The organism is Herbaspirillum lusitanum (assembly GCF_046025995.1).
Lineage (GTDB): Bacteria > Pseudomonadota > Gammaproteobacteria > Burkholderiales > Burkholderiaceae_D > Herbaspirillum > Herbaspirillum lusitanum_A.
This window is the reverse complement of sequence record NZ_JAQQFM010000007.1, coordinates 255,082-277,813: the sequence shown is the minus strand read 5'-3', so window position 1 is coordinate 277,813 and position 22,732 is coordinate 255,082. Positions and strand designations below refer to the sequence as shown.

General features: G+C 59.9%; 21 protein-coding genes. 6 read left to right on the top strand and 15 right to left on the bottom strand.

Features of this window, described 5'->3' with window-relative positions:
- Positions 1 to 82: 82 nt before the first annotated feature.
- Together PQR62_RS17135 and PQR62_RS17130 are read right to left on the bottom strand one after the other, a co-directional pair.
- On the bottom strand, positions 83 to 757 hold the full coding sequence (locus PQR62_RS17135; protein WP_408159202.1) for an ankyrin repeat domain-containing protein: 675 nt from the start codon (positions 755 to 757) through the stop codon (positions 83 to 85).
- Complete coding sequence (locus PQR62_RS17130; RefSeq protein WP_408159201.1) at positions 754 to 1,533, bottom strand: TatD family hydrolase; 780 nt, start codon at positions 1,531 to 1,533, stop codon at positions 754 to 756. Before PQR62_RS17130 ends, PQR62_RS17135 begins: the two co-directional genes overlap by 4 nt.
- A gap of 325 nt (positions 1,534 to 1,858) precedes the next feature.
- Between PQR62_RS17130 and yjjJ the strand changes: the two genes are divergently transcribed.
- Positions 1,859 to 3,193 carry a type II toxin-antitoxin system HipA family toxin YjjJ gene (yjjJ, locus tag PQR62_RS17125; protein ID WP_408159200.1) on the top strand — a complete coding sequence of 445 codons (1,335 nt, stop codon included), beginning with the start codon at positions 1,859 to 1,861 and terminating at the stop codon, positions 3,191 to 3,193.
- A 22-nt stretch (positions 3,194 to 3,215) separates the two neighbouring features.
- Here the strand turns inward: yjjJ and PQR62_RS17120 are convergent, their stop codons facing one another.
- The 3 genes from PQR62_RS17120 to PQR62_RS17110 all read right to left on the bottom strand — a co-directional run bounded on the left by PQR62_RS17120 (position 3,216) and on the right by PQR62_RS17110 (position 5,508).
- Positions 3,216 to 3,758, bottom strand: coding sequence for a response regulator transcription factor (locus PQR62_RS17120; protein WP_408159199.1), 543 nt, complete (start codon positions 3,756 to 3,758; stop codon positions 3,216 to 3,218).
- Positions 3,759 to 3,827: 69 nt separating this feature from the next.
- Positions 3,828 to 5,249 carry an ATP-binding protein gene (locus tag PQR62_RS17115; RefSeq protein WP_408159198.1) on the bottom strand — a complete coding sequence of 474 codons (1,422 nt, stop codon included), beginning with the start codon at positions 5,247 to 5,249 and terminating at the stop codon, positions 3,828 to 3,830.
- Positions 5,250 to 5,298: 49 nt separating this feature from the next.
- A complete protein-coding gene (locus tag PQR62_RS17110) occupies positions 5,299 to 5,508 on the bottom strand; it encodes a hypothetical protein (RefSeq protein ID WP_408159197.1) in 210 nt (69 codons plus the stop codon).
- Between the two features lie 366 nt (positions 5,509 to 5,874).
- Between PQR62_RS17110 and PQR62_RS17105 the strand changes: the two genes are divergently transcribed.
- Positions 5,875 to 8,043, top strand: coding sequence for a TonB-dependent receptor (locus PQR62_RS17105; protein WP_408159196.1), 2,169 nt, complete (start codon positions 5,875 to 5,877; stop codon positions 8,041 to 8,043).
- 65 nt (positions 8,044 to 8,108) lie between these two features.
- Here the strand turns inward: PQR62_RS17105 and PQR62_RS17100 are convergent, their stop codons facing one another.
- From PQR62_RS17100 to mltG, 4 genes are all read right to left on the bottom strand, one after another.
- Positions 8,109 to 8,618: a GNAT family N-acetyltransferase gene (locus PQR62_RS17100; protein WP_408159195.1), complete on the bottom strand. Its 510-nt coding sequence runs from the start codon at positions 8,616 to 8,618 to the stop codon at positions 8,109 to 8,111.
- Between the two features lie 121 nt (positions 8,619 to 8,739).
- Positions 8,740 to 9,768: a DNA polymerase III subunit delta' gene (locus tag PQR62_RS17095; RefSeq protein ID WP_408159194.1), complete on the bottom strand. Its 1,029-nt coding sequence runs from the start codon at positions 9,766 to 9,768 to the stop codon at positions 8,740 to 8,742.
- A gap of 104 nt (positions 9,769 to 9,872) precedes the next feature.
- The gene (gene tmk / locus PQR62_RS17090) at positions 9,873 to 10,481 is read right to left on the bottom strand and encodes a dTMP kinase (RefSeq protein ID WP_408159193.1); all 609 of its coding nucleotides are present in this window, start codon (positions 10,479 to 10,481) and stop codon (positions 9,873 to 9,875) included.
- Between the two features lie 66 nt (positions 10,482 to 10,547).
- The gene (gene mltG / locus PQR62_RS17085; protein WP_408159192.1) at positions 10,548 to 11,528 is read right to left on the bottom strand and encodes an endolytic transglycosylase MltG; all 981 of its coding nucleotides are present in this window, start codon (positions 11,526 to 11,528) and stop codon (positions 10,548 to 10,550) included.
- 175 nt (positions 11,529 to 11,703) lie between these two features.
- On the opposite strand from mltG, the gene ygfZ reads away from it, so the two are divergent.
- The 3 genes from ygfZ to PQR62_RS17070 are packed head-to-tail and all read left to right on the top strand — an operon-like array spanning position 11,704 to position 13,907.
- Positions 11,704 to 12,780, top strand: a complete 1,077-nt coding sequence (ygfZ, locus tag PQR62_RS17080; protein ID WP_408159191.1) for a CAF17-like 4Fe-4S cluster assembly/insertion protein YgfZ — start codon at positions 11,704 to 11,706, stop codon at positions 12,778 to 12,780.
- 45 nt (positions 12,781 to 12,825) lie between these two features.
- Positions 12,826 to 13,113: a DUF4936 family protein gene (locus PQR62_RS17075; protein WP_408159190.1), complete on the top strand. Its 288-nt coding sequence runs from the start codon at positions 12,826 to 12,828 to the stop codon at positions 13,111 to 13,113.
- The gene (locus tag PQR62_RS17070; RefSeq protein WP_408159189.1) at positions 13,104 to 13,907 is read left to right on the top strand and encodes an NRDE family protein; all 804 of its coding nucleotides are present in this window, start codon (positions 13,104 to 13,106) and stop codon (positions 13,905 to 13,907) included. Before PQR62_RS17075 ends, PQR62_RS17070 begins: the two co-directional genes overlap by 10 nt.
- Before the next feature lie 627 nt (positions 13,908 to 14,534).
- On the opposite strand, the gene PQR62_RS17065 is transcribed toward PQR62_RS17070, so the two are convergent.
- Positions 14,535 to 15,854, bottom strand: a complete 1,320-nt coding sequence (locus PQR62_RS17065; protein ID WP_408159188.1) for a dicarboxylate/amino acid:cation symporter — start codon at positions 15,852 to 15,854, stop codon at positions 14,535 to 14,537.
- Positions 15,855 to 16,179: 325 nt separating this feature from the next.
- Here PQR62_RS17065 and PQR62_RS17060 point away from each other — a divergent pair, with 325 nt between their 5' ends.
- Complete coding sequence (locus PQR62_RS17060) at positions 16,180 to 17,778, top strand: methyl-accepting chemotaxis protein (RefSeq protein ID WP_408159187.1); 1,599 nt, start codon at positions 16,180 to 16,182, stop codon at positions 17,776 to 17,778.
- Between the two features lie 118 nt (positions 17,779 to 17,896).
- On the opposite strand, the gene PQR62_RS17055 is transcribed toward PQR62_RS17060, so the two are convergent.
- From PQR62_RS17055 to PQR62_RS17035, 5 genes are all read right to left on the bottom strand, one after another.
- Positions 17,897 to 18,316 carry a GNAT family N-acetyltransferase gene (locus PQR62_RS17055; RefSeq protein ID WP_408159186.1) on the bottom strand — a complete coding sequence of 140 codons (420 nt, stop codon included), beginning with the start codon at positions 18,314 to 18,316 and terminating at the stop codon, positions 17,897 to 17,899.
- Between the two features lie 80 nt (positions 18,317 to 18,396).
- Positions 18,397 to 18,831: a PaaI family thioesterase gene (locus PQR62_RS17050; RefSeq protein WP_408159185.1), complete on the bottom strand. Its 435-nt coding sequence runs from the start codon at positions 18,829 to 18,831 to the stop codon at positions 18,397 to 18,399.
- Between the two features lie 187 nt (positions 18,832 to 19,018).
- Positions 19,019 to 19,321, bottom strand: coding sequence for a Dabb family protein (locus tag PQR62_RS17045; RefSeq protein WP_408159184.1), 303 nt, complete (start codon positions 19,319 to 19,321; stop codon positions 19,019 to 19,021).
- An 82-nt stretch (positions 19,322 to 19,403) separates the two neighbouring features.
- A complete protein-coding gene (locus PQR62_RS17040; RefSeq protein WP_408159183.1) occupies positions 19,404 to 20,990 on the bottom strand; it encodes an EAL domain-containing protein in 1,587 nt (528 codons plus the stop codon).
- A 199-nt stretch (positions 20,991 to 21,189) separates the two neighbouring features.
- The gene (locus PQR62_RS17035) at positions 21,190 to 22,674 is read right to left on the bottom strand and encodes a cobyric acid synthase (RefSeq protein ID WP_408159373.1); all 1,485 of its coding nucleotides are present in this window, start codon (positions 22,672 to 22,674) and stop codon (positions 21,190 to 21,192) included.
- Positions 22,675 to 22,732 lie beyond the last annotated feature (58 nt).

Sequence of the window (22,732 nt, the reverse complement as noted above, 5' to 3'; positions counted from 1 at the left end):
AAAAAAATCCCGGCTGCTCAGGCAGACCGGGATTTTTTATGTGTGCAGGCATCAGCGGCACTGCAAATCTGCGGATCAAGGATCAGGATTTGGGTGCAGCCTTCAACACCTCGATCACCTCATCCTGCCCGTAACGCCCGGCAAGATCGAGCGCGGTCAGGCCGTCGGCATTCTTCAGCGACAGATCGGCGCCGCCGTCGCGCAGCGCTTCAACCGCCGCCACGCGCCCGCGCATCGCAGCCAGCATGACCGGCGTCATCTTTTCATCCGGCGATTCGGCGTCGACATAGGCCGAGGCCTCCAACAGCATTTTCACGATCTGCGCATTGCCGTTGATGGCGGCGTAATGCAGCGGCGCCCAGCCGGGGCGGTTGACCTCAACCTCACGCGCCAGCAGCAGCTTGACCACCGGCGTGTTGCCATAGAACGCCGCCAGCATCAGCGGCGTGTCGCCATTGGTGGCCTGCGCCTCCAGATTGACGTCCGGCGCGTTGACCAGCAGATCGAAGGCCTGCATCGAGTCTTCACGAATCGACAGCATCAGACCGGTGTAACCGCGCTTGGGCTCGATCAGATTCGGCCCCATGCCACGCTGCATCAATTGCTTGAGGAAATAGACGTTATCCATGCGGATCGCCTGAAAATATTCTTCATAGGCACCGGCGCGCGCCGCACCGGGCAACAGCAGCGAGGTGTACAGCAAGGCGCGGCCGATATGACGCCAGCGCGAGCGTAATTTCTTGAACAAGGAACTCATTGAGGGATTCCGAACAGCTTGAAAAAGTTGGCACTGGTCTGCTGCGCCACCTCGGCGACCGGGATGCCGCGCAGGTCGGCGATGAATTCCGCCACATGGCGCACATAGCCCGGCTCATTGGTTCTGCCGCGAAACGGCACCGGCGCCAGATAAGGCGAATCGGTTTCGATCAGCATGCGCTCCAGCGGAATGGTGCGCGCTACCTGCTGCAAATCTTTGGCTGACTTGAAGGTGACGATGCCGGACAGCGAAATGTAGAAGCCCAGCGCAATCGCTGCATCCGCCACGTCCTGCGACTCGGTAAAACAATGCATCACGCCGGCGGCACCGCCTGCTTCCGGGCTGGCGCCCTCTTCCTTGAGGATGCGGATAGTGTCTTCCGAGGCCGAACGGGTATGAATGATCAGCGGCTTGCCGGTCGCGCGGGAGGCCCGGATATGCACGCGAAAACGTTCGCGCTGCCACTCCAGATCGCCTTCCAGGCGGTAATAGTCGAGCCCGGTCTCGCCGATGGCGACAATGCGCGGATGCGCCGCCAGGCTGACCAGTTGCTCGACGTCCGGCTCCGGCGTGTCTTCGTAGTCGGGATGCACGCCGACCGAGGCGTAGATGTTGGGATACTGTTCCGCCAGCGCCAGCACCTGCGGAAAATCCGGCAGATTGACGGAGACGCACAGCGCGTGGCTGACCTTGTTTTCCTCCATCTTGCCGAAGATTTCGGGCAAGCGGGCTGCGAGGTCGGGGAAATTGATATGGCAATGGGAATCGATGTACATGGGGCGTTATTGTAAGGCCATGTCCGGCTTGTGGACACTGCGAAGGCTGGTTTGCTCTATCAGGACAAAAACTGGCGCTGCTGGGATTCGCTGTGGCGCTCACGGTTCCCGGGTGGAGGAAGATCAGGCGCAGTCGAAAGACCAATAGCTGGCGCAGGAATTTGCGCAGATCGAATCAAAATCCGACACGAAAAATCAATTCACATAGAATTCAATAATATAAATAAGTAATTGATATTCATCATTAAATTAAATATTATCTATTCAAATACTATTCATTTTTAATTCAAATCAAGAGCCATTCACAAGCTCGACAGGAATCACCATGGATCTGCGCCTGCAACAACGCCTGCTGGCCGGCCCTGCTACTGCGCAGGAACTGGGCCAATTGCTGGGTATCAGCCAGCCCAGCGTGTCGCGCTTGCTGCGCCAATATCGTGCTGAGCTGGCGGTTATCGGCGCTGCGCGCTCCACACGCTACGCACTGCGCAAGCCCCTCCGCGATCTGCCGGCCGACATGCCGGTGCAACGCATCGACCGCAGCGGTCGCGCCAGCCTGATCGGCGTGCTCAACAGCGTGCACGGCGGTCTGCTATATGAAGATGTGGAGCAACGCAGCACCGAACTGTATGACGGCCTGCCCTGGTTTCTGGCCGACATGCGCCCCCAGGGGTTTCTGGGGCGCGGTTTTTCCCGGCGCTACCCGGAGCTCGGTCTGCCCACGCGCATTACCGACTGGACCGATGAACACGTGCTGTATGCGCTGGCGCGTCGCAGCGAAGACGAAGTCGGCAATCTGCTGGTCGGCGAAGAGTCCTTTGCACGCTGGCATGCGGCGCCGCCCTTGTCGACAGTCATCGCCGATCAGCGCGCGCAGACTTATCCGCAGTTGGCGGAGCGAGCACTGGTGCAGGAACTGGCCGGCTCGTCAGCCGGCGGCGAACATCCCAAGTTCGCCGCGCTGATCGTACCCGCCGGCAGCGATACCGCCCCGTCTCCTGACGACGGCATGCATGTGCTGGTGAAGTTTTCAGAACCGCTGGACACCGGCAGCGGCGAGCGTTGGGGCGACCTGCTGCGCGCCGAGCATCTGGCGCTGGATTGCTTGCGCGAGGCCGGTCTGCCGGCGGCACACTCACGCCTGATCGCGGCCGGCAACCGGGTCTTTCTGGAGGTGGAGCGCTTCGACCGCATCGGCGCACGCGGCCGCGCCGGGCTGATGTCGCTGGGCACGGTGGACGATCAGTTCGTCGGTCGCCGGCGCCGCTGGCATGACACGGCGCTGGAATTGCAACGGCAAGCACTGCTCTCCGACCAGGATGTAGATCGCATAGGCTGGCTGGAGGCATTCGGCGCCTGCATCGCCAATAGCGACATGCACTTCGGTAATCTGTCCTTGCTGTATGAGGGGCGGATGCCGCTGCGTCTGGCGCCGGCTTACGACATGCTGCCGATGGCGTATGCACCGCAACGCGGCGAAGTCAGAACGCCTGACTTCCGCCCCGCCAGTCCTCCGCTGCGCGCCTTGGAGGAAGCACGTGCAGCGCTGCAGGCGGCACGCATTTTCTGGCAGAGACTGGAACAGGACGAGAACATCAGCGCCGCGTTTCGCAGCATCGCTGCCGTCAATGAGAAGCAGCTGGGGCTGCAGCGCTGGTGAAGCGTCTTGCAGGGCGGGGGAATTACTTCGCTACCGGCCGCTTCAGCAACTTGCGCTGCAAGGTACGGCGGTGCATGTTCAAGGCGCGCGCGGTGGAAGAAATATTGCCCTGATGCTCGGCCAGCACGCGCTGGATGTGCTCCCATTCCAGGCGCTCCACCGACAGCGGCACTGCGGCGGCAACATCTTGCGGCTCGCTGGCCTTGGTCGCTGCGCCATGCTCCAGCGCCGACAGGATCGAATCGATGTTGGCCGGCTTGGCCAGATAATTATCGGCGCCGGCCTTGATTGCCTGCACCGTGGTGGCGATGCTGGCGTAACCGGTCAATACCAGCAAACGTGCGCGCGGCAAGGCCTGGCGCAGCGGCGTTATCCATTGCAAGCCCGAATCGTGCTCCAATTGCAGATCGATGGTCGCATAGTCGAAATGATCGCGACGCGCAGCCGCCATGGCCTCTTCGCCGTTGCGTGCGACGGTGGCACGGAAACCGCGCCGCGTCAGCGAACGTGCCAGCGTGTCGGCAAAGACCTCGTTATCGTCCAGAATCAAAAAGCTTGCATTCATCTCGGGCTCACTTTGCTTTTGTGCATCCATCTCGACCATTGCTTGTCCTTGCGTTTATTGCTGTTGCAGTCAAGTCTGAGTCGTTTCCAATGTCGGCTCATTCAGATGGCCGGCCTTTGCACCTGCGCCGGTCAGCGCCGCCAACGGGATCAAGACCTGCGCACGGGTGCCGCGCTGTGGGCTTGAATCCAGCAGTAATTTTCCGCCGAATTGCGCCACGCTGGAAAACGCCAGCATCAGGCCTATGCCCTTGCCGCCCGACTTGCCTTGCACCGGCCCCTGTCCCAACTGCGCCAAGAGATCGGCGGCGACACCATCACCTTCATCGCTCACCTGCATCCTTAGAATGGCGCCGTCCACCTTCAGCCGCCTGTGCGTCTCGCTGCGTTTATCGATATCAATATCCAGGCTTAGCCTGAGTGCGCCACTGCCGCGCCGCTGCAGCGCCTGTGCGGCATTGTCAAGCAAGGTCACCAGTATCTGCGCCAGCTCCTGATCATGCTCAAGAACCAGATCCGCGCCCGGGCCGCGGCTGAGCACCACACCCAGGTCGACATCGATCTGCACGGAGGGATGACGCAAACGCCAGCCATCGGCAAATTGCCGGAACCAGATCCGCGCCGTCAGACCGCTGCTATCGGACTTGTTCGCGCCCATGCCATCCAGAGCGCGTTTGCAGATGGCGATCTGCTCTTCGATCAGGCGCAGATCTTCCGCGTAAGCCGCCAGCGCCGGATTGTTGCGCGCATCGCGCCTTAATTCGCCGGCAATGACGGCCACCGTCGCCAGCGGTGTGTTCAATTCATGCGCGGCACTGGCAGCCTGGGTGCCGAGCGCGACGATGCGCTGGTTCTGCAGATGCTGTTCACGTGCCTGCGCCAGTCGCTGATCGCGATCGCGCAGCGTGGCGGCGATGCGTGTCACAAACCAGGTGATCAGCAAGGCCGAAACGGCGAAATTGACCCACATGCCGACCAGGTGATAAGCCATGGCTTGCATTTCGTCGTGGATATGCAAAGGCTCGTACACGTAGACCAGCGCCGAATATGCCAGCAAGGCGCAGACTGTGAGCGCCGAGGCGTAGCGCCATGAAAGACTGGCTGCGGCCACCGCCAACGCCGGCAGATAAAACGAAACGAAGGGATTGGTGGCGCCCCCGGAAAAATACAGCAAGGCCGACAGCAGGCCGAGGTCGATCAGCAACTGCGCAAAGAGCTCGGGCTCGCGTACCGGCATGCTCAACTGCGCGCGCCACCAGGTCGCGCCGTTGACCAGCACTTGCAACAGCACGATGCCGGCCAGGGTTGGCAGCGGCAAATCGATATGCATCCAGATGCGCGCGCCGGAGATCACCAGCAATTGCCCCAGCACGGCGGCGCAGCGCATCCAGAACAAGCGCAGCAATAAATGATGTTGCGACGAGGGACGCAATGACTTGGAGACGGCTTGAGGAGGCGACGATGACATCGCGCGATTATAGCCTTCAGGCATGCAGGCCGACGCCGAGGATGATCAGCGCACGCGCACAGACATCAGCCGTTCAAGACGCGCCGGCCTTGCGGGAAGCCGCTCCCGCGCGCGGCCGGAACACATGCCGGACGATGACTGCAATCGGCGCGGCGATTGCCGGCCACGCCAGCCACTGCCAGATGCCGGTTCCCAGCAAGGCAGCCAGCAAGCCAAAGGCGGTCAGCATGCCCAGCAGGACAGGCATGCCCCATAGCCGGCTCAATTCCTTGTCAGTGCTCATCTTTCTTCCTCTGTTTATTTCGACCCATGCTCATCGCATGGTCTCGCCGCTGAAAACTCAGCGGCACGCTGTCGGACATCTTCAAAAATCGCGCAAGACCGCGACAAATAGGCAAAGTAAATCCTATTGGCAAGTCGTTAATGGCGGGCAATTTCATCTGATTATTTGCGTTTTTACGACAGATACAAAGCCTTAACGAGATGATATTGCGAAACAAGTAAATAGGAACGCTAACAATAATTATTCTCAAATATAATTTGCGATCCCGGCAGTCCCGCACGTCACGCGCAGGCAGTGTCACTTGTATTTACCCATTAGAAATCATCTAGCGTAACGCCCGCAACATCGTAAATCAGAAAGCCATTCATGCAACTTCGCCTTACTCCAATCGCAGCAGCCCTGACCGTCGCCTTCCTCGCACTCCCCGCAGCAGCACAGACCACCAGCACATCCGCCGACACCGAAAAGAAAGAACAAGCCCTGCCGACCGTGACCGTCAATGCATCGGCCGATGCGTCGGCTGACGGCTTGCCGGCGCCGTACTCGGGTGGACAGGTGGCGCGTGGCGGGCGAGTAGGTTTCATGGGCAACAAGGATTATCTCGACACACCGTTCAACACCACCAGCTATACGCAAGAACTGATCAAGGATCAGCAAGCGCGCAGCGTGGCTGACGTCTTGCAGAACGATCCTTCGGTGCGTATTTCGCGTGGCTTCGGCAATTTTCAGGAGCTGTACGTCATCCGCGGATTTGCGCTGAATTCGGACGATCTGGCCTACAACGGCCTGTACGGTCTGCTGCCGCGCCAATACGTTGCGACCGAACTGCTTGAGCGGGTCGAAGTCCTGCGCGGCGCCAGTGCTTTTCTGAATGGCATGACGCCGGGGAGCACCGGGATTGGCGGCACAATTAATCTGCTGCCCAAGCGCGCGACCAGCGAACCTATTTCACAAGCGACTGTAGGTTGGGAAACCGGCGGTCAAGGCTACTACGCCGCAGATATCGGTCGCCGTTTCGGCCCCGATGAGCGCTTCGGCATCCGGGTAAATGCTGCCCGTCGCGAAGGTGGGACAGCCGTTGATAACGAGAATCGCGACCTCGGCCTGATGTCGGTTGGACTCGACTATCGTGGCAACAACTTCAGACTGTCAGCCGACGTAGGCTATCAGGAGCAAAAACTGAATCAGGCACGGCCCAGTTTCACCGTCGGCACATTGATTCCTGCAGTGCCTGACAACTCCACCAATACGGCTCAGCCCTGGTCCTACTCCAATGAGCGCGATTTCTTTGGCACGGCCCGCGCTGAAGTAGATCTTTCCCAAGACGTAACCGCCTGGCTGGCCTATGGCAGCCGCATGGGCATAGAAAACAACAGCCTGTCGCCAACTACCGTGCTGGCTGCCGATGGCACCGCAAGCAGCTACCGCGCCGACAACACTCGTGTTGACTTCATCAGGACCGGCGAAGCTGGCATCCGAGGGAAATTTTCAATAGCAGGCATCAAGCACGAGCTAAGCGCGACCGCATCCATCTTCACTTTGGATAAGAAAAACTCCTTTGCATGGAGCACCGTTGGCGCATTGCGCACCAATATTTACAACCCGATCACACTCGTACAGCCCGCTACCGTCACGGCAATAACCAGTGGTGGCGACATGGCAAATCCACGTACAACTGAATACGAGGAATTGACCAGCTTTGCTGTGGCCGACACCATGTCTTTCATGGACGACAAACTACAAGTGACATTAGGTGCACGCCATCAAAACGTGAAGGACGTTACCTATGCCTATTACACTTCAAGGCAAAACGCTTATTACAACGAAAGTGCAGTCACCCCTATGGCGGGCTTGCTCTACAAACTGAGCAAGAGCCTTTCGGTTTATGGGAACTATGTAGAAGGTCTGCAAAAAGGCCCATCAGCACCCGCCACCGCCTCCAATGCCGGCCAGATCTTTGCTCCTTACAAGTCCAAGCAAAAAGAAGTTGGCATGAAGTATGACGGGGGCAAGATCGGCGGCAGCCTGGCCCTCTTCTCGATCAATCAGCCCAACTCCGTCACGGTTAATAACGTGTTCAGTCTGGACGGCGAGCAACGCAATCGTGGCGCAGAACTGTCGGTCTTCGGCACTCCGGCTCGTGGCATCAAGCTACTAGGCGGAATCACTTTGCTCGAAGCAAAGCAAATAACGGGCGGCGCCAACAACGGAAAATACGCCATCGGTGTACCAAAGACTCAAGCCAACCTCGGTGCTGAGTGGGATGTGCCGGGTGTGCAAGGTTTAAGCCTCAATGCGCGTGCGGTATACACTGCACCTCAATATGCAAATGCGACCAACACTCTTGAGGTTTCTTCGTGGACCCGCTATGACGCAGGCGTACGCTACATGACGAGTATCGGTTCGCAACTGGTTACTATCCGCGGTCGCGTAGACAACCTGTTCAACAAGAACTATTGGGCATCTGCTACCAGCAGCTACTTGGTGATGGGCAATCCCCGCACCTTCACCATTTCCGCAGCAGTCGACTTCTAAAGTCGTCACACCACAAAAAAAGGGAAGCCAGGCGGCTTCCCTTTTTCACATTCTGCAGCGGCTACTCAAGCCACGCGCTTCCCTAGAATTACCAGATCACGCTCCACGCCATCCAGCGTTGCGACACGCGGCATGTCGGCCCAGCGTTCGAAGGCGAAGGCTTCAAACAGTTTCAGGCTGGGTTCGTTATGGCCGAAAACGAAGCCCAGCAAGGTGTGCACCTTGATGGCCGGCGCGTGCGCGATGGCTTGCTCCAGGAAGTAACGTCCCAGGCCTTTGCCGCGTGCGTTTTCGTGCAGATAGATCGACAGTTCTGCGGTGCCGGCATAGGCCGGGCGGCCGTAGAAATTGGAGAAGGATAGCCAGCCGAGGATTTCAGCGTCGCGCTCGGCGACCCACAATGGACGTCGATCCGGCTGATGTTCGTCGAACCAGGCCTGACGCGATTCGACCGGAACCGCCTCGGTATCCGCCGTGACCTGGCGCGATGGAATGGTGCTGTTGTAGATGTCGACGATAGCGGCCAGGTCTTCCTGACGGGCCGCACGGTGCGTGTAGATTTGCTGTTGGCTCATGAAAAATAATCGATAGTTTCAAACAATCCGGCACCCTGTATCTGAACAGACGCGCCGGCGTCATGCCTTGCGCTTGCCGCCACACTCTGGACCGGGCCGCGCATTCTAGCTGCCCGCCGTCTCAGGCAAACAGGCTGCTGTAATCCAGAAGCATTTCCTCGATAAACAAACGAGCGGAAAGTGGATGATCTGCGATGGCGCGACGGTCGTTCATGGTCTTCATGGCCGCCGAAATCCTGAGCACATCGACGCGCGCAGCCAGATTGCCTAACTCTTTCTTGTAGCGCGGGTAATAGCGAATCTGCCCCGCCGATTTCAGCGCGAACAAGTCGTAGAGCCAGCGCTGCATCCAGCCGACCAGATCGGCCACCGGAATCTTCTGCAGACGCTCCGCCGTCTTGAGCGCGCCATCGATGCCCGGCTGCGCCAGATGGCGCAGCAGTTCATCCAGCACTTCGCGGCTGTCGCCCTGTGCCGCTTCCAGTGCGGCCAGCGGTGCGCCGCCCTGCTCGGCCAGCCAGGCGTCGGCGTCCTTCACGCCCTGCTGCTGCAGCCAGGCCAGTCCGGCTTCATGCGAGGGCATGGGCAAGGCGAACTTGCGACAGCGCGAAAGAATGGTCGGCAGCAGCCGATCCAAACGATTCGACAGCAGCAGGAACATGGTGCCCGGCGGCGGTTCCTCCAGGGTCTTGAGCAAGGCATTGGCCGAGGCCGTGTTGAGCGCTTCGGCCGGATACAGCATCACCACGCGCAAGCCTGAACGGTGGGTCGAGACATTCATGAAATCGGCCAGGGCGCGAATCTGGTCGATCTTGATTTCCTTGGAGGGCGCGCGCGTGCTCTTGGCGCCCTTCTTTTCTTCGCCGGACTCGTCCTCGACGGCATCATCGCCGTCCAGAATCTCGGGGCGCACGCGACGATAGTCGGGATGGTTGTATTGCGAAAACCAGTTGCACGAGGGGCAGGCGCCGCAGGCATGCTGTTCGGCAGTCGGCTGCTCGCACAGCAGCGACTGCGCGAAGGCTTCGACGAAGGCGGTCTTGCCGGTGCCTTCGGCGCCATAAAACAGCAAGGCATGCGGCAAACGCTCGCGCAACTGCTGCAGTTGCTGCCAGCTGTCGTTCTGCCAGGGGAAAAGTGTTGAACTCATGAATCCGTTCGGAAAGTGTTCTGGAAATATATTCAGTGGGCGGCGATTCGGTCTGGCGCTGCGGCAAACCAGCCAGCAACGCGCACGGCATCAAGGCTACAAAGCTACAAAACCGCCAGCAAATCCTTCAGTTCCAACTGAATCTCGGCAATGCTGCGCGTCGAGTCGATCACGCGAAAACGCTCCGGAAATTCAGCCGCACGGCGCAGATACTCGGCCCGTGTGTCGGCAAAGAAATCGGCCTTCTCGCGCTCGAACTTGTCCGGCGTGCGCTCAGCGTCCAGACGCGCGCGCGCGACTTCCAGCGGTACGTCGAACAGCAGCGTCAGATCCGGTTGCATATGCGGGTGCACCCATTGCTCCAGCCGATTCAGTTTGTCCAGAGACAGATGCCGGCCGCCGCCCTGATAGGCGAAGCTGGCATCGGTAAAGCGATCGGAGATCACCCAGTCGCCGCGCGCCAAAGCCGGCTCGATCACTTGTGCCAGATGTTCGCGCCGCGAGGCGAACATCAGCATGGCTTCGGTTTCCAGATGCATTTTCTGGTGCAGCAACAGATTGCGCAGCGCCTCGCCCAACTCGGTGCCGCCCGGCTCACGCGTGGTGACAATGCTGCGACCGGCCGCCCGCAACTGCTCGGCGACAAAGGGGATGTGGGTCGACTTGCCGGCGCCGTCTATGCCTTCGAATGTGATGAATTTGCCTGATGCCATGAATGAAGTCGCCGAATTCTGTGATCGTGTGAAGATGCGATGTTGTTGTCGATTTGCTGATGACGCTCAGCGCTGATAGCGATTCACGGCCTGATTGTGCTCGGACAGATTACTGGAAAAATGGCTAGTGCCATCGCCACGCGCCACGAAGTATAAGGCCTCGGTCTTGTCCGGGTTCATGGCCGCCGCCAGCGAGGCAGCCCCGGGCAGCGAAATCGGCGTCGGCGGCATGCCCTTGCGGGTGTAGGTGTTGTAGGGCGTGTCGGTCAGCAGATCGCTCTTGCGGATATTGCCCTGATAGCGCTCGCCCATGCCGTAAATCACGGTGGGGTCGGTCTGCAGCAACATGCCGACCTTCAAGCGATTGGTGAACACGCCTGCCACCATGCCGCGCTCGGATTTTCTGCCGGTTTCCTTCTCCACGATCGAGGCCATGGTCAATGCATCGTAAGGCGTATGGTAAGGCAGCGACAGATTGCGTTGACTCCAGGCCTCGTTGAGGCGTTTGTTCATCAGCGCGAAAGCCTGTTTGTAGATCTGCAGATCGCTCGATCCCTTCGCGAACAGATAGGTGTCGGGAAAGAACAGGCCTTCCGGCTGCTTGTATTGATCGGTGACCCTGGCCAGCAATTGTTCGTCGCTCCAGGTGATGGTGTCGTGCTTCAGGCCGGGATGCTCGGCAATCGCCTTGCGCATCTGTTTGAAGGTCCAGCCTTCGATCACGGTCAGCGACTCCTGCGCGAATTCGCCGCGCACCAGTTGCTCCAGCAAACGCATGGGCGTGGCGCCCGGCTTGAGCTCATAACTACCCGCCTTGATCTTGGCGCCCTTGCCGCTCAGTCTTGCCAACAAGGCAAATAAATCGGGATTGATCGGCACGCCGGCATCGGCGATCTGCTGGGCCGAGCCATTCACCCCGCTGCCCGGGTTGATGGTGAAATCCACCGCTTTGGCATCTGCGGGAAGAATGGGCTGGCGCGCCCAGTAAGCGGAGCCGACCGCCACCAGGGCGGCCAGCAGAATAAACAGCGTAAATAACTTCTTCATACCAAATACGAAATCCCTGTGCGTCAGACGCGTTTTGTGCGACATCACTATAATCGAGGCATCAATGATAATCGCTGATGCCGAGCTTGGCCTAATTTATGCCGCCGGCTTGAGATTTTCAGCCTGAAAACGGGCCTGAACCAAGTCTTCACGACTTTTGACAGTACAAGGATTTATGACTGAACCCACCGTATCGACATCCGCCTGGATCGAGTTTCTGAAACAGCAAGGTGCGCAATTCGCCGCCGCCGACCCGCTGGAGCTGCAAGATTTTGGCGCGCTTGCTCCCAAGGCCGAAGAACAGGAAAGCTTCTTCGCGCCGCTGACCGACCTCGGTCTGATCGGCGCGGCCGGCGATGACGCCGCCAGCTTCCTGCACAGCCAGTTGACCAATGACGTCACGCATCTGAACACTGAAGAAGCGCGTCTGGCCGGTTATTGCTCGCCCAAAGGCCGTCTGCTGGCGACTTTTCTGATGTGGCGCGATGCCCAACAGGTCTTCCTGCAATTACCGCGCGCGCTGCAGCCGGCCATTCAAAAGCGCCTGCAAATGTTTGTGATGCGCGCCAAGGCCAAACTCAGTGACCAGAGTGACAATTACGCTGTCATCGGTCTGGCCGGCCCGGCTGCGCTGAATGCGCTGGCCGAGTGGTTTCCGGTATTGCCGGCAAGTCCATACAGCCGTATCGAAAACACCAACGGCACGCTGATCCGCGTCGCCGATGCACAGAACGGCGCGCGTTTTCAATGGATCGCCACGCCGGAAACCCTGATCGGCGCCTGGCCCAAACTGGCGCAGCATCTGGCCGCTGTCAGCCCGCAAGCATGGCGCCTGAGCGAAATTCGTGCAGGCGTGCCGCAAATCACGACAGCCACGCAAGAGCAGTTCGTGCCACAAATGATCAACTACGAGCTGATCGGCGGCGTCAACTTCAAGAAGGGTTGCTACCCCGGCCAGGAAATCGTCGCGCGCAGCCAGTATCTGGGCAAACTCAAGCGTCGCACCATGCTGGCCTCGCTCGATAATAGCGAGGTCGACGTGCGCGCCGGCGGCGAAATTTTTTCCAGTGCCGATCCCGATCAGCCTTGCGGCATGGTGGTCAATGCCGGCGCCTCCGGCGGCGGCCGTGCGCTGGCGCTGGTCGAAATCAAGGTGGCTGCACCGGAAAGCGGCAGCATTCACTTTGGCTCGGCCGGCGGCCCGCAGTTGCAGTTCCATGATCTGCCTTATGTGCTGGCCGATCCGCAATAAATGACGCTAATTACACAGCCGGCAAAAGCCGGCGCGCAGGAGACCATGGATTTGTATATCTACTACAAGGTAGCAGGCACGCGAATTGCTGCGTTGCAGGACAAGGTGGAAAACATGCAGGCCGTGCTGCGCGCGCGCCATGGCATACAAACCGCCCTCAAGCGCCGTCCTGAAGAAGTGGATGGCATGCAGACCTGGATGGAAGTGTATATGGCGGCACCGCAAGGGTTCGAAGCTGAATTGGTCGAAGCGAGTCAGGCTGCCGGCCTGCCCGCATTGATTGATGGACAACGCCATGTCGAACGTTTTATGGATGTAGCTTCATGTGCCTGATTATCTTCGCGTGGAAAGTGATTCCCGGCATGCCGCTGATCGTGGCCGCCAATCGCGACGAGTTCTATGCTCGCCCGGCAGCCAATGCAGGCTGGTGGAACGACTATCCGAAGATCTTTGCCGGACGTGACTTGCAAGGTGGCGGCACCTGGCTGGGCGTGACCCGCGACGGCCGTTTCGCCGCCCTCACCAATGTGCGCTCGCCTTCGGACCGGCGCATGGACGCGCCGACGCGCGGCAGCCTGGTCGCCGATTATCTGGCGGGCGACATGAGCCCGGCCGATTACATCGCCGCCATCGCGCCGCACAGCGACCGTTTCAACGGCTTCAACCTGCTGGTCGGCAATCGCGAAACCCTGCTGTGGTACTCCAACCGTGGCGGCGATGATGCCCGCAACGGCAAACCGCTGGACTACGGTGTCTACGGCCTCTCCAATGCGCTGCTGGACACACCGTGGCCCAAGGTCACGCGCGCCAAGGCGCAGTTTGCCAGCCTGCTGTGCCAGGGCGCACCTGAAGAAACATTTTTCGAGATGCTGAACGACACCACGCGCGCCAACGATTGCCGCCTGCCGGAGACCGGCGTCGGCCTCGAAAAGGAACGCATGCTGTCACCGATTTTCATCAGCTCGCCCGATTACGGCACGCGCTGCTCCACCGTGTTGCGCATACCCATCAGCGGCGAACCGGTCTTGAGCGAGCATGTGGTCGATCCGACAGCGGTGCAGTACGATGCGGCACCCATGACCGACGCCAAGTGCAAATTGCCCTGCAAGCCCAAGGTGCAAGGCTGAATCAGATTTAATCTGAGCAATTAATCACGAAAATGCGAACCGAGAGAAGAAGAAATACGAATTGGTGATATCTGATATTTGAAAGATAAATTGGCGGCATTTGATGCAGAGCAGTAAAGTTGCACCTGTCTCCTCCAATTTCCTCTAAAAGAATTGGATTCAAGCCCGCGCCGCAAGGCTGCGGGCTTTTTTTTGCCCAAAATTTGGCGAGCCTGAATCGGCTTATCTTTGGCCGTCGCCGGCCATGCTCTCTGTGCTCCAGATCCGCTTCAGCACAGCAGCAAGAGGCTTCGGTGCCGCTGGACAGTTCGCTCCTGCCCTGTTGCACCAAGATGCCCCCTCTGGCAAAAGCGTGGGCCAATGCCGGATGTCCTGAAACCACTGCAGCCTGTTCAGTTCAATGCTGTATCGCAATATCCTAATGCCTGCTCAGACGCCGGCACTCGCACCGCCAGGAAAATAAGCACAATCCACAATGCGAGGTCGCCGGATCAGCAAACGCATGCAAGCCTTAATTGCTTCTGCACGCAAACAAGTCCGGATATCGCGGCACAAAAAAAGCGGCCCTGAGGGCCGCTTTCCATTTACATGCCGGCCTGCCAACATCAGCGTCGGCAGGCAAGGGCATCAGCGATGTATCTTGCTTTCGGTACGGTCGAGCACTTGCTCCGGCTGATCCGCTTCTTCTATCGTTTCATTATTGAGTTTTGCGTGCAGACGCTTCTCGTCCAGCTCATTGCTCCATTTGGCAACCACGATGGTGGCCACGCCGTTGCCGATGGTGTTGGTCAGCGCGCGCGCTTCGGACATGAAACGGTCGATGCCCAGAATCAGCGCCAGACCGGCGACCGGCACGTGCCCCACCGCCGACAGCGTGGCCGCCAGCACGATGAAGCCGCTGCCGGTGATGCCCGCAGCGCCCTTGGAGGTCAGCAGCAGCACCGCCAGCAAGGTCAGCTCCTGCGTCAGACTCATGGGGGTGTTGGTGGCCTGGGCGATGAACACCGCAGCCATGGTCAGGTAGATCGCCGTGCCATCCAGGTTGAAGGAATAACCGGTAGGGATGACCAGGCCGACCACGGTCTTCTTGGCGCCCAGGTTTTCCATTTTGGCCAGCATGCGCGGCAACACCGATTCCGACGAGGACGTACCCAGCACGATCAGCAGCTCTTCCTTGATGTACTTGATGAACTTCCAGATGCTGAAGCCGTGGAAGCGAGCGATCAAGCCCAGCACCACGAAGATGAACAACAGGCAGGTCAGGTAGAACGTGCCCATCAGCTTGCCCAGCGACAGCAGCGAGCCGACGCCGTATTTACCGATAGTGAACGCCATCGCGCCGAATGCACCGATAGGCGCCACCTTCATGATGGTGCCCACGACCGAGAACAGCACGTGCGAGATCTTTTCGATGAAGTCGAACACCAGCGTGCCGCGGCCGCCGAACTTGTGCAGCGCGAAGCCGAACAGCACCGAGATCAACAGCACCTGCAAGACGTCGCCCTTGGCGAACGCATCGAACATGCTGGTCGGGATCACATTCATCAGGAACTCTGTCGTGCTGCCCAGTTTGCCCGGTGTGGTGTAGGAGGCGATGCTCTTGGTGTCCAGCGTCGAAGCATCGATGTTCATGCCCACGCCCGGCTGCAGGACGTTGACCAGCACCAGGCCGACCACCAGCGCCAGCGTACTGACCACTTCAAAGTACAGCAGCGCCAGACCGCCGGTCTTGCCGACTTTCTTCATGTCTTCCATGCCGGCGATACCGGTCACCACGGTGCAAAAGATCACCGGCGCGATGATCATCTTGATCAGTTTCACGAAACCATCGCCCAGCGGCTTCATGGCCTCCCCGGTCGACGGATAGAAATGGCCCAGCGATACGCCGATGACGATAGCCACCAGCACCTGAAAATAAAGCGATTTGTACAAAGGCTGCTTTGCCATTTGTTTCTCCATAGACATCAATTTTTTTGCTTGCCTTGGCGGTCATGCGCTGTCAGGCGCCTACCGGCAAACTCCTTGCCGCCGTCGGCTGTGTGTCCGTATCGGTCGGTCTGCCGGAAATACTCCCCCTCCCGGCGCGGGCGCAAGTATGAATCAGAGTGCAGCGCCTTGGTATTGTGGGAAACCACAGCTGCCTGCCACAGCCTCGAACTGTGCACTGCAGCAAAAAACTGCAATTTCCTGCCCTGCCGGCACGCCGCAATTGCAGTAGTTTCGCTATAGTTACGTAAAGCAATAACTTAATGATTCAGGGAAGGATCGAATAGTGCATAACAAATTGCCGGTCACGGTCAGACTGGGCATTCTGGTCGCTGTATTGTGCGCGCTGGTTGCCATGGTGGCCATCCTCGGCATGCGCGGCATGGCCTCCAGCAACGATCGCCTGAAAAGTGTCTATGAGGATCGCACGGTCAGCCTGATCCTCATTTCCAAGGTGCGCGATGCGGTCTATCGCAATCGCGACATCATGGGGCGGGTACTGATGCAAGCCAATCTGCCGACGGAGCAACAACCGGACGATCCGCCAAATCAGGCGCGCCGGCAAAATCCCCTGCTCGGCCAGCTTACCGACATCGATTCCACCCTGCGTCACAACTGGCTGGCCTTTCTGGCGAGCCCGCTGACAGATGAAGAAAAAGCGCTGGCGCATGATTTCTCCGCCAGTCTGGCCGAGTATGAAACGCGCCGCGCAGCGGTGATCAGTGCGCTGAAAGAAGAACACGTGGCCGAAGCCAATGCCCTGTGGCCGCAAACCACGCCCTTGCTGGTGACGCTGTCCAGCCAGTTGGCCGGCCTCGGGCTGTCGCAGGAGCGCGGCACCAAGGCCAGTTATGACGACGCCGTGGCGCAATATCAGCAGGCCTATCATCGCAATCTGCAACTCACCATCGCCGGTCTGGGGCTGGGCATCGCCCTGGCGGTCTGGATCATCGCCGGCCTGCGGCGCGAACTTGGCGGCGAACCGCGCTACGCCGCGCACATCGTGCGGCAGATCGCCGACGGCAATCTGGATGTCGACGTCAAGCTGCGCCGCAACGACCAGTCCAGCCTGCTGTTCGCCATGCACGGCATGCGCCGCCGGCTGGCCGACATCACGCAGCAGTTGTCGATCAGCGCACACTACATGAGCGGCGCCTCGCTGCAGCTGAGCTCTACCGCGCAAGCGTTGGCGCAAGCTTCCAGCGAACAGGCCGCCGCCGTGGAAGAAGCCAATGTCGCCATCGTCAGCATGAGCCACACGATTCAGCAGACCAATGAACATGCACGTCGCACCGACGCGATTGCGCTGGACGCGGCCGACGATGCCGGCCAGAGCGGCTCGGCGATGGAATCCACGGTCGCCGCAATGCGCGGCATCGCGCGCCAGATCACGGTGATCGACGACATCGCCTACCAGACCAATCTGCTGGCGCTGAATGCGGCGATCGAGGCTGCGCGCGCCGGCGATCAGGGACGCGGCTTTGCCGTCGTGGCCGCAGAAGTCAGAAAGCTGGCGGAACGGGCGCAGAGCAGCGCCCATGAAATCAGCATCATCGCCGACGAGAGCGTGACGCTGGCGGAAGAAACCAATACGCTGCTGATGAGCCGCACCGTGCACAAGATCCGCGAAGCCTCGCTGCAGATCAATCAGATCACGCAGGCCTCCACCATGCAGGCCGAGGGTGTACAGGAAATCGGTGCGGCCATGACGCAACTGAATCTGACCACCCAGCGCAATGCCGCTGCATCGGAAGAACTGGCGACGACCGCCGATCTGGTCGCGTCTCAGGCCGAAGAACTGAAAGCGCAACTGAGGTTCTTCCGGATCGGCCCTGAGGATGCGCTGGGCATGAACGGTGAAAGGAAATTCGTGCTGCGCGCCTGAACCAGGCCCGGCCGCAGGCCGCAGCAAGGCTGAGCTTAATCGCCGCAGCAAAAGAAAAAGGCAGAAGATCACTTCTGCCTTTTTTCTGTTTACCTGCCTGTACCCAGTCCAGCCGGTTTCAACCCAGTCGCGCTCGCATCGTCACATGCGCAATGCCCGCTTCCATGAACTCCTCGCCTTCGCGCGCAAAGCCATGCGCCAGATAGAACTTCTCGGCATGGCTCTGTGCATTGAGCACCACTTCGCGGTCGCCGCGCGCGCGCGCCGCCTGCATCAGGGCTTGCAACACCGCACCGCCGACGCCCTTGCCGCGTCCCGGTTTGCGCACCGCCATGCGGCCGATATGGCCGTCCGGCAGCAGACGCCCGGTGGCCAGCGGCGCACCGTCTTCGGCATAGGCCACGGCGTGAACGCAGACGGCATCCATCTCATCCAGCTCAATCTCGGCCGGTACCTTTTGCTCATCCACAAAGACTTCGAAACGAATCGGTTGCGCATGAGCACGCAGCACTTCCCATTGATCGACGACAATTTTCATAGTCCGCTTTTTACCTTTCTTTTATCTCGCTTTTGAGCTGGGACTGCACGCTCATGCCAGCGCATATCCGTACCGGCAAGTCACTCATGATTGAGTTTCTTGGCCAGATCGATGCGCTTGATCAGTTTGAACGTGCCGGTCGCCTTGGCCACCAGCTTGTCCTTGTTCCACAGCTCGGCTTCGCAGAAGCACAAGGTGGTGGAGCGATGGTAGGTACGGCCCTTGGCGACGATGGTTTCGCCCGCCTTGCCGGCCGGCTGCAAAAAGCTGGTGCTCATGTCCACGGTGGCCGAGGATTTGGCGTCCGGCACCCCGGCGCGTGCCGACAGGCCCATCGCCACATCCAGCAGCGTCATGGAAATGCCGCCCTGCGCCACTTGCCAGCTGTTCATGAATTCAGGCTTCAGCAACAGCGACATGACGGCCTGGCTGTCGCCGTAGCTCACGACGTCTACGCCCAGTTCATGCAGATAGGGATTGCCTTCGGCGAATACTTCGGTCAGTGGAATGCTCATCGTTGAGTGGTCTGGAAACCTGCGGGTGAATCTGCGGTGGAAACATGCTGCCCGCCGCCCGGCGCAGTAAAGAAACCGGGGAAACCCGGAAACCGGATGGCGGGCGCGGACGGCTGGCGAATCGGGTAGTAGAAATCAGAGCGCCGGGCGGATTTGACGTGCGCTCGGCGCGCACAGATGAATCTGCTCAGATTTCGTAATCCATGCACTGGCGGCCTTCGCGCACGGCGCCGATGAAAGGCTTGATCGCCACGTGGGTGGGATGCTCCTGATAGGCGTCGAGCGCGGCGCGGTTTTCAAACTCGGAATACAGCACCACGTCGTAAGTCGCTTCCAGGCCGGGCTGCGCCAGCACCGCTTCGAACTTGAGGATGCCCGGCACCACATTGGCACAGCTGTCCAGCAACTCTTTCATCTTGCGGGCGTTGCTAGCCTTGTCGCCGCCTTCGGCCTGTTCTTTCAACTTCCACATCACGATATGCTTCAGCACGGTCTGCTCCGGTTTGAATGGAAAGCCGTAATGATAAGCGAAAGGCGCTGAAAAGTTTGCAGGCAAACCGGTGCCGGCCCGCTCACAGTTCCTTCAGCACCTGCGGAAACGGCGCCCCGCTCTCGCGCAGATTGACTTCGTAAAAGCTCAGGAATTCACCGACAGGCATGGCCTTGGCATACAGCCAGCCTTGCCCGAAGTGCACGCCCTTGTCCTTCAGATACTGCGCCTGCGCCTCGCTCTCTATGCCCTCGGCCACGATCAGCAGATTCAGCGAGCGCGCCATGTCGATGATGTGCGGCGTCACGCTGCTGGTGGCGGAATCGGTGCCGATGGTGTCGACGAAAGACTTGTCGATCTTCAAGGCGTCCAGCGGCAACTGCTGCAGATAGGACAGGCTGGAATAACCGGTGCCGAAATCGTCGATGGCGATGGCATGCCCCATTTCACGGGCGGTGCCGATGGTGGCGCGCGCCGTGTCGACGTCCATGAAGCCGCGCTCGGTGGCCTCCAGCCAGATCTGGCCGGGCTCAATGCCGGTGCCGGCCAGCATGCGGTGCAAGGCCTTCAATGCGCGGCCGTTCTGCATGTCCTGCGCACTGAGATTGACCGCGATATGTAGATCGCGATCGGCCACCAGCATGTCGCGCAGCTCGCGGATCACGATGCGGAATACCTGCTCGGTAATCTGCGAAATCATCTTGTGTTCTTCGGCAATCGCGATGAACAGATCGGGTCTGACCATGCGCCCGTCCGGCCGGCGCCAGCGTATCAGCGCTTCGGCGCCGATGCAGCGCCCGGTTTGCAGCTCCAGAATCGGCTGGTAATGCACCGAGAATTCCTTGCGTTCAATGGCGATGCCCAGCTCGCCCACCATCGACAAGCGGCGCCGCGAAAACCACACCACCAGACCGACGATGATCAGCGCCAGCAACAAGCCCATCGGCAGCAGCAGCATTTGCTCGCGCCGCAATTTTTCCACGATCTTGCTGCGCGGCTCGGTCACCACCACGCTGAAATCCTGACCGCGCGCCATCACCGACAACACTTCGCGATCCATCGCCGGCTGCACTCCGCTCAGCACTTTTTGCACTACCTCAGGCGAGGGCCCATGACGGCTGCTGATCAGTTTTCCGTTGGCGGTCAGCACCGCAATCTGCATCGAAGAATCGAGTTCGATATCGACAAAGCGCACCGGGTCGCTCAGCACATTGTGGCTGCGATAAAAGATGTCGATCATCCGCGTATTCGGACTGGCCATCGGAAAGGTATTAAGCCTCAGCTCCACGCCGTTGCCGAGCACCATATCGGGTGCAGGCAACTCGATGCGCTCCTGAATACGGCCCCAGGATGAGCACTTCAGCGCCAGGTTCCGGAAGTAGCCGATTTCGTCCACCTCGCGCGTGCTGATGGTGGCCGCGCGCATCTGCTGAATGTGTTCCTGGGAACAGGGCTTGACCGCGAGCGTCTGAAAATAACGCAAGGTGTCTTCGATCTGCGCCAGCACCTCCTGCGCATGCTGCAAGCCGGAATGCGCCGTGGCTTCGAGATCGCGCTGCTCCTGCGCCACGGTGCGCGTCCACGCGATATAAAAGGCCAGGCCCAGCGGCAAGATGGCGCCTATCAGGGCCAGCAGTATCGCCGTGCAAATCACTTGCCTGCGGTTCATATCAGCTCCAGAACATTTCCAAAAGGAAATTATTTCATTCGGCCAGGTCTGTGCATAGCCAGAACAAGAATGGAATCAGACAGTTCATTGCCTTAAACACAATATCGCGCGCCGCAAGCAAAACGTTCAGACGCAGAATATAGCCCGCCTGCACTGCAGCGACCAGGCGCAAAATGCAGACAGCGGCCAGTTGAAGAAATCAAGAGCCGAAAGGCGGGCAGGCTTTCAACGCCTGATACAGCGGCGCGCAGGCATCGGCCAGACGTTCCAGGCTGTGTTCCCGCAATTGCATCAGATCGACGCTCTGCGCCTGATCCAGCCCGGCCCAGCGCAGCAGAGCCTGCACCGCCTGCGGCGTATCGAACATGCCGTGCAGATAAGAACCCAGCACCTGACCATCGGCCGAAATCAGGCCGTCGCTATGCAATCCCGGCCCGGCATCGGACGCCTCCAGCAAAAATGCCGCCGAGCCCGAACCTGCCGCCACCGCATCGAAAGCCGGCCCGCTCGATACGCCCATGTGGATTTCATAGCCGCTGACCGGCACCGCCTGGCCTTGGTCGTCCAATGCAAAACGGCCGCACACCTGGCGCAGCGCCTTGTCACGCGTGAGTTCGGTGTGCATGTCCAGCAAGCCCAGTCCGGCGGTTTCGCCCGCCGCACCTTCCACCCCATGCGGATCGGCGATGGTCTGGCCCAGCATCTGAAAGCCGCCGCAAATGCCGATCAGCTTGCCGCCGTAGCGCAGATGGCGGCGAATCGCTGCCGGCCAGCCCTGCGCCTGCATCCACGCCAGATCGCCGCGCGTATTCTTGCTGCCGGGCAGAATGATCAGGTCGGCGGCGGGAATCGGCTGCCCCGGCCCGATGAATCTGAGATCGACCTGCGGATGCGCTCGCAGCGCATCGAAGTCGGTATGGTTGCTGATGCGCGGCGGCGTCGGCACCACGATGCGGAAGCTGCCGCTATCGCTCTGGCCGGACTGGATTGCATCTTCCGCATCCAGATGCATTCCGTGCAGATAGGGCAGCACCGCCAGCACCGGTTTGCCGGTACGCTGTTCCAGCCAGTCCAGCCCCGGTTGCAGCAGGCTGAGGTCGCCGCGAAAACGATTGATGACGAAGCCGATCACGCGCCTGCGCTCGCTCTCGGACAGGCAATCCAGCGTGCCGGTCAGATGCGCGAAGACGCCGCCGCGATCGATGTCGGCCACCAGAATCACCGGGCAATCAACGGCCTCGGCGAAGCCCATGTTGGCGATGTCGCGTGCGCGCAGATTGATCTCCGCCGGACTGCCGGCACCCTCCACCATCACGCAGCGATACTGCGCGCGCAGACGCTGGTAAGACTCCAGCACCGCCTGCATGGCCTGCGTCTTGTAGCGATGGTAGTCGCGCGCATTCATGTCGGCGCGCACCTTGCCGTGCACGATGACTTGCGCACCGGTGTCGCTGGACGGTTTCAGCAGCACCGGATTCATGTCGGTATGCGGCGCGATACCGGCCGCCAGAGCCTGCAGCGCCTGCGCGCGGCCGATCTCGCCGCCGTCGCTGGTCACCGCGCTGTTGAGCGCCATGTTCTGCGGCTTGAACGGCGCCACGCTGATGCCGTCGCGCTTGAGCAAGCGACACAAGGCAGCCACCAGCGTGCTCTTGCCGGCATCCGAGGTGGTGCCCTGCACCATCAGCGTATGAAATGGAAATTCCGGAGAAAACTCGTCCGGCAAATCGTCCGGGGAAGGG